Source organism: Paracoccus sp. M683 (genome assembly GCF_007096355.1).
Taxonomy (GTDB): Bacteria; Pseudomonadota; Alphaproteobacteria; order Rhodobacterales; family Rhodobacteraceae; genus Paracoccus.
Genome location: NZ_VKDF01000004.1, coordinates 220463 through 236265, shown reverse-complemented (window position 1 = coordinate 236265; position 15803 = coordinate 220463). Strand labels below are relative to the sequence as shown.

17 protein-coding genes, 1 tRNA gene and 1 riboswitch are annotated in these 15803 nt (G+C 64.2%); of the genes, 10 read left to right on the top strand and 8 right to left on the bottom strand.

Annotated elements, in window-relative coordinates; translation table 11 throughout:
* Positions 1–37: 37 nt before the first annotated feature.
* Together secY and rplO are read right to left on the bottom strand one after the other, a co-directional pair.
* The gene (gene secY / locus FNJ84_RS07840) at positions 38–1405 is read right to left on the bottom strand and encodes a preprotein translocase subunit SecY (RefSeq protein WP_143792503.1); all 1368 of its coding nucleotides are present in this window, start codon (positions 1403–1405) and stop codon (positions 38–40) included.
* A 109-nt stretch (positions 1406–1514) separates the two neighbouring features.
* Entirely contained in the window at positions 1515–1985 is a 471-nt protein-coding gene (gene rplO, locus FNJ84_RS07835) for a 50S ribosomal protein L15 (protein ID WP_143792502.1), read from the bottom strand.
* A gap of 245 nt (positions 1986–2230) precedes the next feature.
* On the opposite strand from rplO, the gene FNJ84_RS07830 reads away from it, so the two are divergent.
* Both FNJ84_RS07830 and FNJ84_RS07825 read left to right on the top strand, forming a co-directional pair.
* Positions 2231–2593, top strand: coding sequence for a hypothetical protein (locus tag FNJ84_RS07830; protein ID WP_143792501.1), 363 nt, complete (start codon positions 2231–2233; stop codon positions 2591–2593).
* Positions 2594–2773: 180 nt separating this feature from the next.
* On the top strand, positions 2774–3436 hold the full coding sequence (locus tag FNJ84_RS07825; protein ID WP_143792500.1) for a L,D-transpeptidase: 663 nt from the start codon (positions 2774–2776) through the stop codon (positions 3434–3436).
* 309 nt (positions 3437–3745) lie between these two features.
* Here the strand turns inward: FNJ84_RS07825 and FNJ84_RS07820 are convergent, their stop codons facing one another.
* The 6 genes from FNJ84_RS07820 to FNJ84_RS07795 form a co-directional block, all read right to left on the bottom strand.
* Positions 3746–4078 (bottom strand): hypothetical protein, encoded by a 333-nt coding sequence (locus FNJ84_RS07820; protein ID WP_255471101.1) that lies wholly within the window; start codon positions 4076–4078, stop codon positions 3746–3748.
* A gap of 267 nt (positions 4079–4345) precedes the next feature.
* Positions 4346–5401, bottom strand: a complete 1056-nt coding sequence (locus FNJ84_RS07815; RefSeq protein ID WP_143792499.1) for an iron ABC transporter permease — start codon at positions 5399–5401, stop codon at positions 4346–4348.
* Between the two features lies 1 nt (position 5402).
* Positions 5403–6332 carry an ABC transporter substrate-binding protein gene (locus FNJ84_RS07810; RefSeq protein WP_143792498.1) on the bottom strand — a complete coding sequence of 310 codons (930 nt, stop codon included), beginning with the start codon at positions 6330–6332 and terminating at the stop codon, positions 5403–5405.
* A gap of 1 nt (position 6333) precedes the next feature.
* Complete coding sequence (locus FNJ84_RS07805) at positions 6334–7116, bottom strand: ABC transporter ATP-binding protein (protein WP_143792497.1); 783 nt, start codon at positions 7114–7116, stop codon at positions 6334–6336.
* Positions 7113–7565, bottom strand: coding sequence for a DUF1636 domain-containing protein (locus FNJ84_RS07800; RefSeq protein ID WP_143792496.1), 453 nt, complete (start codon positions 7563–7565; stop codon positions 7113–7115). Before FNJ84_RS07800 ends, FNJ84_RS07805 begins: the two co-directional genes overlap by 4 nt.
* A gap of 31 nt (positions 7566–7596) precedes the next feature.
* Positions 7597–7812, bottom strand: a riboswitch (cobalamin riboswitch).
* 452 nt (positions 7813–8264) lie between these two features.
* A tRNA-Arg gene (locus tag FNJ84_RS07795) sits at positions 8265–8341 on the bottom strand.
* Between the two features lie 100 nt (positions 8342–8441).
* Here FNJ84_RS07795 and FNJ84_RS07790 point away from each other — a divergent pair.
* From FNJ84_RS07790 to moaD, 8 genes are all read left to right on the top strand, one after another.
* On the top strand, positions 8442–9461 hold the full coding sequence (locus FNJ84_RS07790; protein WP_143792495.1) for a LacI family DNA-binding transcriptional regulator: 1020 nt from the start codon (positions 8442–8444) through the stop codon (positions 9459–9461).
* 72 nt (positions 9462–9533) lie between these two features.
* On the top strand, positions 9534–10337 hold the full coding sequence (locus tag FNJ84_RS07785) for a S49 family peptidase (protein ID WP_143792494.1): 804 nt from the start codon (positions 9534–9536) through the stop codon (positions 10335–10337).
* Between the two features lie 105 nt (positions 10338–10442).
* On the top strand, positions 10443–11369 hold the full coding sequence (locus FNJ84_RS07780) for a calcium/sodium antiporter (protein WP_143792493.1): 927 nt from the start codon (positions 10443–10445) through the stop codon (positions 11367–11369).
* Complete coding sequence (locus FNJ84_RS07775; RefSeq protein ID WP_143792492.1) at positions 11366–12142, top strand: SDR family oxidoreductase; 777 nt, start codon at positions 11366–11368, stop codon at positions 12140–12142. The genes FNJ84_RS07780 and FNJ84_RS07775 overlap by 4 nt, the downstream gene beginning before the upstream one ends.
* Before the next feature lie 300 nt (positions 12143–12442).
* Positions 12443–14302, top strand: a complete 1860-nt coding sequence (uvrC, locus tag FNJ84_RS07770; protein WP_143792491.1) for an excinuclease ABC subunit UvrC — start codon at positions 12443–12445, stop codon at positions 14300–14302.
* A gap of 130 nt (positions 14303–14432) precedes the next feature.
* Entirely contained in the window at positions 14433–14816 is a 384-nt protein-coding gene (locus tag FNJ84_RS07765) for a hypothetical protein (protein ID WP_143792490.1), read from the top strand.
* Positions 14817–14928: 112 nt separating this feature from the next.
* Positions 14929–15561 carry a CDP-diacylglycerol--glycerol-3-phosphate 3-phosphatidyltransferase gene (gene pgsA / locus FNJ84_RS07760; protein ID WP_143792489.1) on the top strand — a complete coding sequence of 211 codons (633 nt, stop codon included), beginning with the start codon at positions 14929–14931 and terminating at the stop codon, positions 15559–15561.
* On the top strand, positions 15551–15802 hold the full coding sequence (gene moaD / locus FNJ84_RS07755) for a molybdopterin converting factor subunit 1 (RefSeq protein ID WP_143793019.1): 252 nt from the start codon (positions 15551–15553) through the stop codon (positions 15800–15802). Before pgsA ends, moaD begins: the two co-directional genes overlap by 11 nt.
* The last annotated feature ends 1 nt before the right edge of the window (position 15803 follow it).

Below are 15803 nucleotides of genomic sequence, written 5' to 3'. Positions count from 1 at the left end.
CTGTCCCCCTCGGCCAGGTTTTTTGTCGTTTCTGCGATCAGCGGCGGGCCGGACCCCGCCGTTTTTTCGTGCCGTCCTTGCGCTTGCCGCGCAGCTGCGATTTCTCGATCAAACCCTCATACTGATGCGCCAGCAAGTGACTCTGCACCTGGTTGATCGTGTCCATCGTTACAGAAACGACGATCAGAACCGAAGTCCCACCAAAGTAGAACGGCACCGACCACTGGCTGCGCAGGATCTCGGGCAGCAGACAGACCGCGGCCAGATAGGCCGAACCGATCACCAGCACGCGATTGACGACATAGTCCAGATAATCCTGCGTCCGCTTGCCCGGCCGCACGCCCGGCACGAAACCGCCCTGATTCTTCAGGTTCTCGGCCACGTCATCGGTCTTGAAGCTGACATTCTGGGTATAGAAATAGGCGAAGAACACGATCATGGCCGCGAAGAACAGCAGATACAGCGGCTGTCCGGGCCCGAAATAGGCCAGCAGGGTCGACATGACCGGCCCGGTCTGGTTGCCCGAGAAGGTCGAGATCGTTACCGGCAGCAGCAGCAGCGAGCTGGCAAAGATCGCCGGGATCACGCCGGCCGGGTTGACCTTGATCGGCAGATGCGACGACTGGCCGTCATAGATCTTCATGCCGACCTGGCGCCGCGGATACTGGATATGGATCTTGCGCAATGCGCGTTCCATGAACACGACAAAGGCGATCACCGCGATGACCATGACGATCACGCCCAGAATCACCGGGGTCGAGATCGCGCCCGAGCGGCCCTGTGCAAAGAAATTGGCCAAAGCGGCGGGAATTTCCGCGACGATGCCCACGAAGATGATCAGCGAGATGCCGTTGCCGATGCCGCGCGCGGTGATCTGTTCACCCAGCCACATCAGGAACATCGTGCCGCCAACCAGGGTGATCACCACGGATGCCTGGAAGAATGCGCCCGGATCATGGGCCAGCCCGCCGGCCTCAAGGCTTTTGGCCAGACCGTAAGCCTGGAACAGCGCCAGCGCCACGGTGCCATAGCGGGTATACTGGTTGATCTTCTTGCGGCCCTGCTCGCCCTCTTTCTTCATCTGTTCCAGCGCGGGCACCATGGATGCCAGAAGCTGAACGATGATCGAGGCGCTGATATAGGGCATGATGCCCAGCGCGAAGACACCCATACGCCCCAGCGCGCCGCCGGTGAACATCGACAGGATGCCACCGATGCCAGACTGGGCCTGTTCCATGAAGGTGCGCAGCGCAGCGCCGTCGATGCCCGGCACAGGGATATAGGTGCCCAGGCGATAGATGATCAGCAGGCCGATCGTGAACCAGATACGCTGGCGAAGTTCGGTGGCCTTGCCCAGCGCGCCCCAGGAAAGGTTCGCGGCCATCTGTTCTGCGGCTGACGCCATATTCTTCCGTGCCTCATCTCATGACAGCGCCGCCGGACCGTTCCCCGGTCGGCGGCGCCTTGGAAAACCTAGCTGCTATCTATGAGGCGCGCGCGCGCCCTTCAACAGCTTATTCCGCGGCCACAGCCGGCAGGGTCACTTTGCCGCCAGCCTTTTCAACCGCCTCGACCGCCGTTTTGGACGCGCCGGTCACAGCGATGTTCAGCTTGGCCTTCAGCTCGCCCTTGGCCAGCAGGCGAATGCCGTCCAGCTTGCGGCGCACCGCACCCGAGGCAACCAGTGCGTCCTCGGTCACGTCGGCCTTGGCGTCCAGCTTGCCGGCGTCGATGAAGCTCTGGATCTGGCCCAGGTTCACGACGGCGAATTTCTTGGCGTTCGGCGCGGTGAAGCCACGCTTCGGCAGACGCCGGTACAGCGGCATCTGGCCGCCCTCGTACCCGTTCAGCGCAACGCCCGAACGCGATTTCTGACCCTTGATACCACGGCCGGCGGTTTTACCCTTGCCCGAGCCGGGACCACGCGCCACGCGCTTTTTCTTGCGGTTCGCGCCGTCGTTGTCGCGGATTTCATGCAGTTTCATGTCGCTTCTCCTTTGCCGGACGCGCCCCCGAAGCGATGATGGGACGGACACGGCGTTTCTTGCTTGTTGAACCGATTCTGATCGGTGGCCCGAAAGGGCACCGGCGGTCCCTAACGAAACAGCCATCAAGGGTCAAGTGGCCAGTGGTCCATCGTCGGCCCTGCCCGCGGTTCGGCGAAGGGATTCACGCAAAAGCGATCCGTCTTCGCGTAGACATCTGGCGGGTCTCGGCATAGCCTTATGACATGTTTCGCCTATTTCTGGCCATATTCTCTGTCGTGACGCTGAATGTCACGCTGATCGTTGCCACTGCGCATAGCGGCAACGTCGCCTCGGCGCATGCCGCCGCGATCGCATCGGCCATCGCCGGCGGAGGGGCGTCGCTTGGCGAACAAGCCACCGCATCATGCGAGGACGCCGACGATTGCAAGCCGGAAGGCACCGAATGCGCCTGGGGCAATTCGACCTTTGCCGCCATCGTAACGGCCCTGCCCGGCGAACGGCCCACCCAAATCGCCGTCAGGATCAGCAACGCGGCCTTCATCGCCAGCCGCAGCGGGATCATCCTGCCGCCGCAGAAGCGGCCGCCCCGACGGATCGCCGCCTGATCCTGTGCTGACCCGTTTCAAACCCTGCACATGCCGCACGGTCACGACGGGAATGACCAGGACCGTATGCCCGAAACCCTGACGCGACCGCGACCAGTGGCGCGCCTTGCCACCGTTCATCGCTGGCAGCCACGGGGTCGACGGACCGTTTCCCATCTTCGAACAGAACCGAGCAGTATCATGAGCAAGCTAACCTCTCCTTCCCTCACTCTCAGCCGCCGCGGCTTCGTTGGTGGCCTTCTGGGCGCGGGGATCACCGCCACGGCCAGTCAGGCCCAGCAGATCGACCCCAGCACCGGCCTCCCCATCTATGGCAATGCCGAACAGGGGCGCGCGCCCGATGTCGGGGTGTTCCAGGTCGACCCCAACGCCGATCAGCGGCGCAACCTGTCATCCTTTCGCGCCCGTCATTGGAGCGAGTTCTTCAACGAGATCGGCGTTGGTGTGATTCTGGCCGATGTCACGTCCAAGGCGCTGCATTTCTGGAACGGCGATCAGTCGATCTATCGTGTCTATCCCAGCTCGATCCCGGTTTCCGAGGAACTGACCAAGCGCGGCCTGACCGAGATCGTCCGCAAGGCCAAGAACCCGCCCTGGACGCCCACCGCCGATATGCGTCGCCGCAACCCCGACCTGCCCCTGCGTGTGGCCGGTGGCGATCCCGACAACCCGCTTGGGCCTTATGGCCTGTATCTGTCCTGGCCTGCCTATCTGATCCACGGCACGCATGACACGCGAAAGATCGGCCGCAAATCCTCCAGCGGCTGCTATGGGCTTTACAACGAACACATCACCGAACTTTACGAAATGGCGCAGATCGGCACCAAGGTCGCCATCTTCTGATCCCCTGCGGCGGCCCGCAGGCTCTGCGTGCCGCCCCCTTTTCCGGCTGCGAGGAAAATGCCGCGATCCACAGGGATCGCCCGCGAGGTTCATGGTGAAATGATGTCCCGGCAGGATTTGAACCTGCAACCTGCCCCTGGAAGCCTGCGTTATTTCAATTTTTTACATATATCAATTACTTAACTGCACAAACATTGGCCCGGACTGCCTGATTCGTCCGATTTTGTCCGGTACTTCCCACGACCACAGAATGCTTGCCCAGCTGTGCAACCTGCCCCATCGCTCGATTGCGAGCCGTACCCGCCGGGTCTATCCCTGCGAGGGCGGGGGAACCCGACGCGGGCCGAGCGGCTGCTCGGCCTGCTGGGCGATCAGGCGATAGGTTTCCTTCATCCGCTCGCCCTCGATCCCGCGCAACACATCCAGATCGCGATGCGGCAATACCTCGCCCAAGCGCCACGCATACATGCGCCGTGCCGTCATCACCCGCAGATCGTCATCTGCCCGCAGCCGCGCCTGCAACCGCGCCAGACCCGAGCGGTCAGGGATCAGCGGCCGCGAGGTATACATGCGCACGCCATCCTCGCCCACCACCGCCAGCGCGGTGCGGGCATGCCCCACGCGACCGACAGCACCATCCACCTCTGGTCAACCGCCAATGGTGAACACTATGCCGCGCGCGATTCCCCTGGCCCAAGGCGCAGCAATTCGGCGCGCGGACCGGCTGCGCACTGCGCCAGATGGCGGTGAACCGTCAGTCCAAGGCTGTTTGCCTTGGTGACGCCCGCTTGCCGATCAAAGGCGACGCGTTCGCCTTGCAGGATGCCCGCCCGCGATCACGCCGATATGGATTTCATGGCCACGCGCCAAGCAGGTCTGCGTGGAACGCCTCGCCGGACAGGTGATGGCTCAGGACCTCCGCCCCATCAGCCAGAGAAAGAAAACCCCTCCGGTCAGGCCGGTGACGACACCGATCGGCATGTCCTCGGGGGCCATGATTACACGGGCGAGGATGTCGGCGAGAACCAGGAAGATCGCCCCGAAAAGGGCCGACAGCGGCAGGACGCGCGCGTTGTCCCCCCCCGCGATCAGGCGGACGAGGTGGGGCATCATCAGGCCGACAAAGCCGATAATGCCCGAAAACGCCACCATGACGCCGGTGATCAACGCCCCGGCAAGAAAGACCGAAAGACGGAAGCGGGCGACAGCAATGCCAAGCGAGGCGGCGGTTTCGTCGCCAAGCGACAAGGCGTTGAGCGCCGGCGACTGGAACCAGAGCCAGAGACCGGCGGGCAGAAGCACCGCCAGCGGGTAAAGAAGGTGGCTCCACTGCGCCAGACCAAGGCCGCCGAGCATCCAGAAAACCACGGTATGCGTGGCCTTGGGATCGCCGAGGAAGATCAGGATGTTGGCCCCGGCCATGATGATGAAGCTGATGGCGACGCCGGCAAGGACCAGACGGTCCGCCGATGTGGACCCGGTCAAGCGGGCAGCGGCAAGGACCATCAGCGTGGCGGCAAGCGCTCCGCCGAAGGCCATCAGCGGAACGGTCAGCAGGCCGAGGAACAGCCCGGTGTGAAGAAGGGCCAAGATGGCGCCGAAGGCCCCGCCCGAAGAGATGCCCAGAAGGTGAGGGTCGGCGAGCTGGTTTCTGGTGACGGCCTGCAACGCCGCCCCGGTGATACCCAGACCCGCGCCGACCAGTGCGGCCAGAAGGGCACGGGGAAAGCGGATGTCCCAGACAATGCTCTCGCGCCCCGGGGACCAGTCAGGAGTGACGAGGCCGGGGACAAGCTGATGGGCGAGGATACCCCAGACGGTCGACAGCGGCACCGGAACCGCACCGATGGAGACAGCAAGAAGCACAGCGGCCAGAAGGGCGCCCCCCGCGCCCAATCCGAACCCGGCCCGGCGGGTCAGGCGCAGAGCGGGGCTGGCCGTCGGGACGAGGGGCGTTTCGGTCATGTCATTCGCCCTTGAACCCGGCGACCAGCTTTTCGACGGCATTGATGTTGCGGGGACCGGGGGTGGCGTCGACATACTCAAGGACGACGAAGCGGTCGTTCTTCACCGCGTCGATATTGGCGAAGGCCGGGTTTTCCTTGATGAAGGCGATCTTCTGTTCGGCGGTCACATCGCCGTAATTGACGATGACGATGATCTCGGGATTGCGTTCGACCACAGGCTCCCATGCAATCTTGGCCCAGCTTTTTTCCAGGTCGTCCATGATGTTGATGCCGCCAGCGGCCTCGATCAGGGCGGTGGGCATGGCATAGCGGCCGGCGGTAAAGGGCGCGGCCTCGCCGGAATCGTAGACAAAGACGCGCAGCGGCGCGCTGCGGTCAACGCCCGCCGTAATCTCGGCAAGCCGGGTCTTGTAGCCTGCGACCAGCGCCTGCGCCTTGGCGTCGACCCCGAAGATCCTGCCGAGGTTCAGGATGTCGCTGTACATGTCCTGCATCGAGCTTTTGTCCTTGGGCCCGATATGGATGCAGCTTTCGGTCAGTTCATAGGTCTGGATGCCAAGCGGTTCCAGCGTTTCGGGGGTAACCTCGCCGCCGACCGTCATGCCGTAGTTCCAGCCCGCGAAGAAGAAGTCCGGCTCGGCCCCGGCAAGAACCTCTTTGGTCGGGTATTTGGCGGCCAGCTCGGGCAGTTCGGCGACGCCTTCGCGCATCTGCGCATCCAGAGTCTTCCAGCCCGAGATGCCGGTATAGCCGATCATGCGATCGCCGAGGCCCAAAACCAGCATCATCTCGGTCAGGTTCACATCGTTCGAGATCGCCCTGACCGGGGTGGCGTCGAAGGTGACCTGGCGGTTGCAGCTGTTCACGGTGACGGGATAGGCGAATGCCGGCACGGCCGGGAACAGCAGGAAGGCGAGCATCAGTTTCATGTCAATGTCCTTGCAGATGGAAGGAAAAGCGGGGCGTGGCGCCCGAGCGATCCACTCGGGCCGAGACGTTGAAGGCTCGGGCGATGGTGATCTCTGACAGCGCCCGATCCGGCGGGGCATCGGCGATCACCCGGCCCTCATGCAGGATCAGCATCCGGTCGGCGAATTCGGCGGCCAGTGTCAGGTCGTGCAACGTGGCGATGACGGTCAGGCCAAGACCGCGCAGCAGGGCCAGCAGTTCCAGCTGGTGCCGGATATCCAGGTGATTGGTCGGCTCATCCAGGATCAGGACGCGGGGTTCCTGCGCCAATGCGCGGGCGACCATGACGCGCTGGCGCTCGCCGCCCGAGAGGGTGCCGAAACTGCGATCGGCCATCTGCCTGAGGTCCATCCGCCCAAGACAGGCCTCGACCACGGCATGATCGGTCGCGCCGGGACCAAGGCCCTTGCGATGCGGCAGCCGGCCCAGGGCCACGATCTGCCGCGCGGTCAGGGCAAAATCGGTCGGTTGCTCCTGCAGCACCGCGGCGACGATCCGGGCGGCTTCCGGCGCGCTCATCTGCCACAGATCGCGCCCCGTCAGCCGCACCGTTCCCTTGCGCGGCGCCTGATAGCGGTAGAGCAGCCGCAGAAGCGAAGATTTTCCCGCCCCGTTGGCGCCGCAGATGGCGATCACCTCGCGCTCTGCCACGGAAAAGCTGATCTCTTGCAGGATGTCGGGCTGACGTCGCGGACCCCAGAATACGCCGGCAAGTTCGATGATGTGGGCCGGATCGCGGGTCATCGGACGGACCCCTGCCGCGTCACGATCATCGCGGCGGGGATGCGGGCAAGGGTGCTGTCGCAAAGCCGGGCGGGCAGATCGCGGCCGTTCATCCAGCCGTCCTCACGGGCGGCGTAGAGGCGCGAAAAGGCCAGCAGGTCGTCAATCGGCTGGCCAGGCTCGATATCGCCGAAAAGCCATGTGGCCTTGGCCGCTGCGCGCCAGCCGACCACGCAAGGGGTGCCATGCGCGGGCACGCATCCGGCAAGGCAGGCGGTGCCCGAGACCTCGAAGCTGTCGCAAAGCCCGGCGGCCGCGATCGCCGCCCGCAGCTGTTCAAGCAGCCTGAGGCCGGGCTGGCAACCGGCACCCATGTGCTTGCAGGCCTTGCAGACCAGAATCTGATGTGGCGCGGATTGCACCACGGCATAGGGGGGCGTGGCCAGGGGCCGAATAGGGGAATCGTCCATCGAAATCTCCTCCCGAGCATCCCCGCCCGGGTCGGTTGGTTGCGTCGATGGCAGGTCTCCTGACTTCGCGGGTCAATGCTTCCCCCACCTTCCCGACCCGAAACGGGTCAGTGGCATTGGGGGTTGCTCGCCGCTTACAGTTGCGGGGGCAGTCACGGAATCGGCGGCTGTTGGCCGCGCCTCACCGTATTCCCTTTTCACCCGGCCGCGTGCGGTTTGGCCGGGAACCATCCACGTCTCTATGGCGCGCGCGCCCGCCCGCTGTCAATCGGCGAAACGGGCCGTCCCGACCGGCTTGCAGCGAATGACGCCCTGTTGGCGCTTTTGTCGCACCCCCGGACGCTTCCCAGCGCGCCGCGACTGGTTCGGCCGGATCTGGTTCCAATGCGCCAGGCGTTTGCGGCGCCTCATGCGGACCATATCGCCGGGCGGTCAGACTGCGGGTGGAATCTGTCCTGAATCAATTTCATACCTGCCATTCGCAGCCAGATCGCCCGAAGCCATTTGCCAAGCGGCAGGCGCGTGCCGCGCTGGCGGAGCAAGACATGCGCGAGGGCGTTGCGCACGCGCAGCACCTACGGGCAGTTCAGCCCGGACCACCTGCGATCAGCGGCGAACGCACTGGACCTTGGCGCTGTCCCTTCGGTTCGACGAACCAGAGGGAAAACCCCGAGATAAATGACAACTCGCTGAAATTATTGGTGACCCCGGCAGGATTTGAACCTGCAACCTGCCCCTTAGGAGGGGGCTGCTCTATCCAGTTGAGCCACGGGGCCGCCAGCGCACCTTTTGCAGCGAATGCGCCGCTTTGGCAAGCTTGCCCGAACGCAGGTCATGCGCTAACACTTTTTCCGTGAAACACGACCCGGACTGCCGATGACACCCCAGAAGCCACGCCGACCGCTGACCTTGCGCGACGTATCCGAAGCGTCGGGCGTCAGCGAGATGACCGTCAGCCGGGTGCTGCGGAACCGTGGCGACGTCTCGGCCGCCACGCGCGAGAAGGTGCTGACGGCGGCCAAGACGCTTGGCTATGTGCCCAACAAAATCGCCGGCGGGCTGGCCAGCCAACGGGTCAATCTGGTCGCGGTGGTCATTCCGTCGCTGTCCAACCTGGTTTTTCCCGATGTGCTGGGCGGCATCTCGGCCGAACTGGACGATACCGGCCTGCAACCCGTGATCGGCGTCAGCAACTATTCCCCCGCGCGTGAGGAAATGGTGCTGTACGACATGCTGTCCTGGCGGCCCTCGGGGGTGATCCTTGCCGGGCTGGAACACAGCAAGGCCGCCACCGCCATGCTGGCCAATTCCGGCATTCCCATCGTCGAGATCATGGATGTCGACGGTCAGGGCATCGACACGCTGGTCGGCATCTCTCATCGGCGCGCCGGCCGCGAGATGGCTGAACGCATCCTTGCCGCGGGTTATCGCAGGATCGGCTTTGTCGGCACCCATATGCCCGAGGATCACCGCGCCCGCAAACGTCTGGTCGGCTTTGAAGAGGCCCTGTCCGAAAAGGGCGTTCAACTGGAGGCGCGGGAATATTATCAGGGCGGCTCGTCCCTTCTGAAGGGGCGCGAGCTGACCGAACGCATCCTGGCCCGCGCGCCGGATCTTGATTTCATCTATTATTCCAATGACATGATTGGTGCAGGCGGGTTGCTGCACTGCCTGGACCAGGGTTACGACATCCCCAACAGGATCGGGCTGGCAGGCTTTAACGGTGTCGACCTGCTGGACGGTTTGCCTGTCAGGTTGACCACCACCGACGCAAGACGGGTCGAGATCGGGCGCCGCGCGGCGCGGATCATTGCCGGCAAGGATCCGGTGCCGGCGGATCGGGTGACAGCCCTGACGCCCAGCTTCATGCCCGGCCAGACAATTCGCGCCGTCTGATCGCGCGCCCCCTGTGGATTAAGCCGCACGGGCGGCTTGCCCAGTTGTCGTCCGGGCCTTATTTGCCATGGAATGAAATTACCATTCCTGAACAGAAAACCGACCGTCGCGGTCATCCGGCTGCAAGGCGTGATCGGCGCCGGTGCCCGTCCGGGCAGTGGCGGGCTGGCCGATGCCACGCTGCGCCCACTGCTGGAACGCGCTTTTCGCCGCAAGAAGCCGGTCGCGCTGGCCCTGATCGTCAATTCACCCGGCGGCTCGCCGGTGCAATCTTCACTGATCGGCGCGCGCATTCGCCGCCTGTCGGAAAAGCACGGCGTTCCGGTTCATGCCTTTGTCGAGGACGTCGCTGCCTCGGGCGGGTATTGGCTGGCCTGCGCGGCAGAGCGTATCTGGGCCGATGAAAGCTCGGTCCTGGGATCCATCGGCGTGATCTCGGCCGGGTTTGGCTTTACCGACCTGATCGAACGGTGGGGGATCGAACGCCGGGTCCATACATCGGGCCGTTCGAAATCGCAGCTTGATCCCTTCCGCCCCGAAAAGCCCGAGGATGTCGCCCGGCTGGATGCGATCCTTGATACGATCCATGACAGCTTCAAGGATCATGTCCGCAACCGCCGGGGCGACCGGCTTGCCGACGATCCCGACCTGTTCAGCGGCGCCTTCTGGACCGGCCGCCGCTCGGTCGAACTGGGTCTGGCCGACGGGATCGGCCATCTGGAACCGAAAATGCGCGAACTGTTCGGAGAGGTGCGTTTCGAACATTACGGCATCCGCCAGCCCTGGCTGCGCCGGATCGGCCTGTCGGGCGAGGCGCTGCTGGCCGCCGCAGATGAACGCGCAGCCTATGCGCGGTTCGGGCTGGGGGGCAGATGATGTTGAAGATCGTGCTGACATTTCTGCTTGTCATGGTCGTGCTGGCGCTGCTGGCGGGGCCGGGCTTTCGCCGTTTTCTGATGAAATTTCTGGGGATATCGCGCCGTGGTCGTTGATCTTTTTCTGGTTCTGGCGGGTCTGGGCCTGCTGGTCCTTGGTGGCGACCATCTGGTCAAGGGCGCCGTCAACCTTTCGCTGCGCCTTGGCGTGACGCCGACCGTCGTGGGGCTGACGGTCGTGGCCTTTGGCACCTCGGCGCCCGAGCTGATCGTTTCGCTGTCGGCGGCGCTGAAGGGGTCGACGGATATTGCCATGGGCAATGTCGTCGGCTCGAACATCGCCAATGTGCTGGTGATCCTTGGCGCCTGCGCGGCGCTGACCGGCATCCCGACCAAGGGGCTGGATCTGCGCGAAAGCTGGGTGATGATGATGGCCGCCTCGGTCGTGCTCATCCTTTTGGCCCTCAGCGGACCGATCGGGCGGATGGACGGCATCCTGCTGCTGGCCATGCTGGGGCTGGTGCTGTGGCGGCAATTGTCGACGGCCACGCCTGACGATGCCAGCCAGCCCGAGGGCGCAGACACCTCGGCCAATGGCGGGAAGATCGCGTTGTGGCTGGCCATCGGGCTGGTGGCCCTGCCGGTGGGCGCGCAACTTCTGGTCAGCGGGGCGACCGATATCGCCCGCGGCTTTGGCATCAGCGAGACCGTAATCGGCCTGACGCTGGTTGCGGTGGGAACGTCGCTGCCGGAACTGGCGGCCTCGATCGCCTCGGCGCGGGCGGGGCGGGCGGATATGGCGATGGGCAATGTCGTCGGCTCGAACCTGTTCAATATCCTGGCCATCCTGGGCATCACCGCCCTGATCAAGCCGCTGCCGATCCCCCCGCAGATGTTGCAGCTGGACCTGTGGGTCATGCTGGCCAGCGCGGCGCTGCTGTGGCCGTTCCTGTTCCGCGGCGTCCGCATGGGCAAGCGCGTTGGGCTGGGCCTGCTGGCCTGCTATGCGGTTTATGTCGGGGTGCTGTTGTGAAGGGCGCGGCGCTTGTCACCGGTGCCGGGCGCAGGCTCGGTCGCGCCATGGCCCTGTATCTGGCCGGTCGCGGCCATGACGTCGCGATCCACTATGACCGTTCCGCTGACGAGGCCCGTCTGGTCGCGGATGAGGCTCGTGCCCTTGGCGTCCGGGCGCAGGTCTTTCAGACCGATCTGCTGGACGAAGCCGCAACTGCGGCGCTGATACCTGCCGTGACAGCCGCGCTTGGCCCGCTGGCGGTGCTGGTCAACAATGCGTCGATCTTCGAATATGACACCATCCGCAGCGCCACGCCCGACAGCTGGAACCGGCATATCGGTTCCAACCTGCGTGCGCCGTTCCAGCTGATCCAGGCCTTTGCGGCACAGGCCGCCCCGGCCGGCATCGACGAGGCCGAGCCGGTCGCAACCGGGCTGGTGGTCAATATGGTCGATCAGCGGGTGCTGAAACCGACACCCGAATTCATGACATATTCCCTTGCCAAGGCCGGGCTGTGGGCGCTGACCCGGACCGCCGCACAGGCGCTGGCCCCCGCCATCCGCGTCAACGCCATCGGCCCCGGCCCCACCATGCGCGGCGCCCGCCAAAGCCAGGATCATTTCGAGCGCCAGCGCGCCGCGACCATCCTGGGCCGGGGCGCCAATGCCGAGGATGTGACGGCCGCGCTTGGCTATCTGATGGATGCGAAATCCGTCACCGGCCAATTGATCTGCGTTGATGGCGGGCAGCATCTGGGCTGGCAAACGCCTGATATCCTTGGCGTCGAATAGGACCGGACCGGACCGATCACGTCCCAGTTGTCCACGCCTCACATGCCGGTCACAGAAGCGTCACGATTCTCTGAGAAATTTCAGTCCCTTGCCCCTGTCACATAAAATATCCTGTAAAAACAGCACACTAATATACTGCCTAAATATTAGGCAACCCCGCCGAGACCCAGCCCCGCTTGAAGATTCGCGTGCTCGCCAACTTTTGCCCACAAACTTATCCACAGAAACCGTGGACATCTTTACGCTTGAACCCACCGCCCTGAACTTGCAGCCAATATCCAGAATCACTGTCTAGAGCCGATGACCGACAAACCCGCCCAAACAGGCCCAGCCGTGATCCAGGGCTATCTGCGCAACCTGGAATCCAGCCCCGGCGTCTATCGCATGCTGGATGCGCAGGGGGCGGTGCTTTATGTGGGCAAGGCCCGCGACCTGAAGGCGCGCGTGTCGAACTATGCCCGCCCCACCGGCCATTCCGGGCGCATCGCGCGGATGATCCGCGAAACCCATTCGATGATGTTCCTGACCACGCGCACGGAAACCGAGGCGCTGCTGCTGGAACAGAACCTGATCAAGCAGTTGAAGCCGCGCTATAACGTGCTGCTGCGCGACGACAAAAGCTTTCCCAACATCCTGGTGGCGAAATCCCACGCCTTTCCGCAGATCAAGAAGCACCGGGGCGCCAAGTCCGAGAAGGGCGACTATTACGGTCCCTTCGCCAGCGCCGGCGCGGTGAACCGGACGCTGAATCAGTTGCAGCGGGTGTTCCTGCTGCGCAATTGTTCCGACAGCACCTTTGACAGCCGCACCCGCCCCTGCCTGCTGTTCCAGATCAAGCGGTGCAGCGCTCCTTGCGTTGGCCGCATCTCGGAAAGCGACTATGCCGGGCTGGTGAACGATGCCGAACGCTTCCTGCAAGGCAAGACCACCGCGATTCAGGCACATCTGGCGCAGGAAATGGCGGCGGCTGCCGAGGCGATGGAATATGAACGCGCCGCCGCCCTGCGCGACCGGATCAAGGCGCTGACCGCCGTGCAATCGGTGCAGGCCATCAATCCCAAGGGCGTGCCCGAGGCCGACGTGATCGCGCTGCATATCGAAAGCGGTCAGGCCTGCGTTCAGGTCTTTTTCATCCGTGGCAATCAAAGCTGGGGCAATCGCGACTTTTACCCTCGCCTTGGCGGCGCGGAATCGCCTGACGAGGTGATGCAGGCCTTTCTGCTGCAATTCTATGACGACAAGCCGCCGCCGCGCATGATCCTGCTGTCGCATGGCGCCGAGGACCCGGACCTGACCGCCGAGGTCCTGTCTGAACGCGCCCGCCGCAAGGTCGATATCAGCGTCCCCCAACGCGGCGAAAAGTTCGAGCTGGTGACCAACGCCCTGCGCAATGCCCGCGAAAGCCTGGCCCGCCGCATGTCGGAAAGCGCCACCCAGCTGCGCCTGCTGGAAGGTCTGGCCGAGGCCTTTGACCTGCCCGGCCCGCCCCGTCGGATCGAGGTCTATGACAACAGCCACATCCAGGGCACGGCGGCAGTCGGCGGCATGATCGTGGCCGGGGCCGAGGGATTCATCAAAAGCCAGTATCGCAAGTTCAACATCAAGGGCACGGAAATCACCCCCGGCGACGATTTCGGCATGATGAAAGAGGTGCTGACCCGCCGCTTCTCTCGCCTTCTGAAAGAGGACCCCGACCGCGCATCCGAGGCCTGGCCCGACCTGTTGCTGATCGACGGCGGCGCCGGTCAGGTCTCGGCGGTCGAGGGGATTCTGGCCGATCTGGGGGTCGAGGATATTCCCATCGTCGGCGTGGCCAAGGGCGTGGACCGCGACCATGGCAAAGAGGAATTCCACCGCCCCGGACAGCGGCCCATGGCGCTGCGGATGAACGATCCGGTGCTGTATTTCGTCCAGCGCCTGCGCGATGAGGCGCATCGTTGGGCCATCGGCACCCATCGCGCCAAGCGCGCCAAGGCATTCACCGCCAGCCCGCTGGACGAGGTGCCGGGCGTCGGCGCCGCGCGCAAGCGCGCGCTGCTGGCCCATTTCGGCAGTGCCAAGGCGGTCAGCCGCGCCGGCGTCGCCGATTTGCAGGCCGTGGACGGCATCAGCGATGCGATGGCGCAGTCGATCTATGATCATTTCCACGACGGGCACTGATAACGGCGGCAGTAATGCAGGCGGCAGCAATACGCCGATGAAACGGGCAGAACTCACCTTGTCTTAGGCCCGTTACATGCGCACGCTATAATTGCACCTCTGCCACATGATTCTGCCAAAGGAAGCGACCATGCCCCTTTTTCCGATCTGCGGCCGCATGTCCGGGCCGTCCTGCTGCCATCAGCCCGCCGATACCGGCCGCGGCCAAACCTGGTCCGGCTTCGATGACGAGGTGACGCGCCTTGATGCGACGATAACCGATCTGGGAATGTCCAGCGGCCATCCGACCTTTCAGGTTCGCGCCCATGACGGCATGAACTGGACGGTCGAACTGGGCCAGAAAACCCGTGCCGACAAGGCCGGGCTGACCGGGCGATCAGTTGCGCCCGGCGACAAGGTGCTGATCACCGGCCATCAGGCCTCGGGCTTTGGGGATTTTCGGTTCAAGGCGCTGCGACTGACCATCGCAGGCCGCGCGTTCGAACTGTATCCCGAGGCCTGCGTCGAAAGCTGACCAGCCATGACTGGACGGGGCCAGCCGCGATCGGCCCCGCCCACCCTGTTCCCACGCAAACGCGATATTGTCACCCCTTCCAAAGCGGGCGCACAGCGACTAGCTTCCTGTCATGCGTTGGACCTTGCCAAATATCCTTACGATCCTGCGTCTTCTGGCCGCCCCCGGCGTGCCGCTGATGTTTCTGTATTTTCAGCGCCCCTGGGCCGATCTGGCGGCGCTGGCGCTGTTTCTGGTCGCCGCGGTGACCGATTGGTTCGATGGCTACCTTGCCCGTGCCTGGGGCCAGGAAAGCCGCTTTGGCGCGGCCATGGACCCGATAGCCGACAAGGCCATGGTGGTGATCGCCATCGTAGTCATCACCGGCTATTCGGGCATGAACCCCTGGCTGATCCTGCCGGCCACGGTGATCCTGTTCCGCGAGGTCTTTGTTTCCGGCCTGCGCGAGTTTCTGGGCGCGAATGCCAAGCTGCTGAAGGTCACGAAACTGGCCAAGTGGAAGACCACCTTCCAGATGGTCGCGATCTCGGTGCTGTCTCTGGGCACGGGGCTGGCCTATGTTGAACATGGCCGCCCGCCGATGGTCGGCGAAGGGCGGCTGCCCTTCTTTGACAGCTGGGCCGATCTGGCCACCTGGACGGGGCTTTTGCTGATCTGGGTTGCCGCCGCCCTGACGGCCTGGACGGGCTGGGATTATTTCGTCAAGGCGCTGCCCTATCTGAAAGACAAGCATGATGAAGCTTGACGTGCTGTATTTCGCCTGGCTGCGCGAACGCATCGGCAAACCCCGCGAACGGGTGGATACCCAGGCCACGACCGTGGGCGATCTGGTCGCGGAACTGGCTGCGCTGGATGATTGGCATGCCGCGGCCTTTGCCGATATGGGCGCGGTGCGCTGCGCGGTGGACCAGCAGCTTGCCGACCTGGATGCGCCGATAGCCGGCGCCCGCGAGGTTGCCTTTTTCCCGCCGATGACCGGGGGCTGAG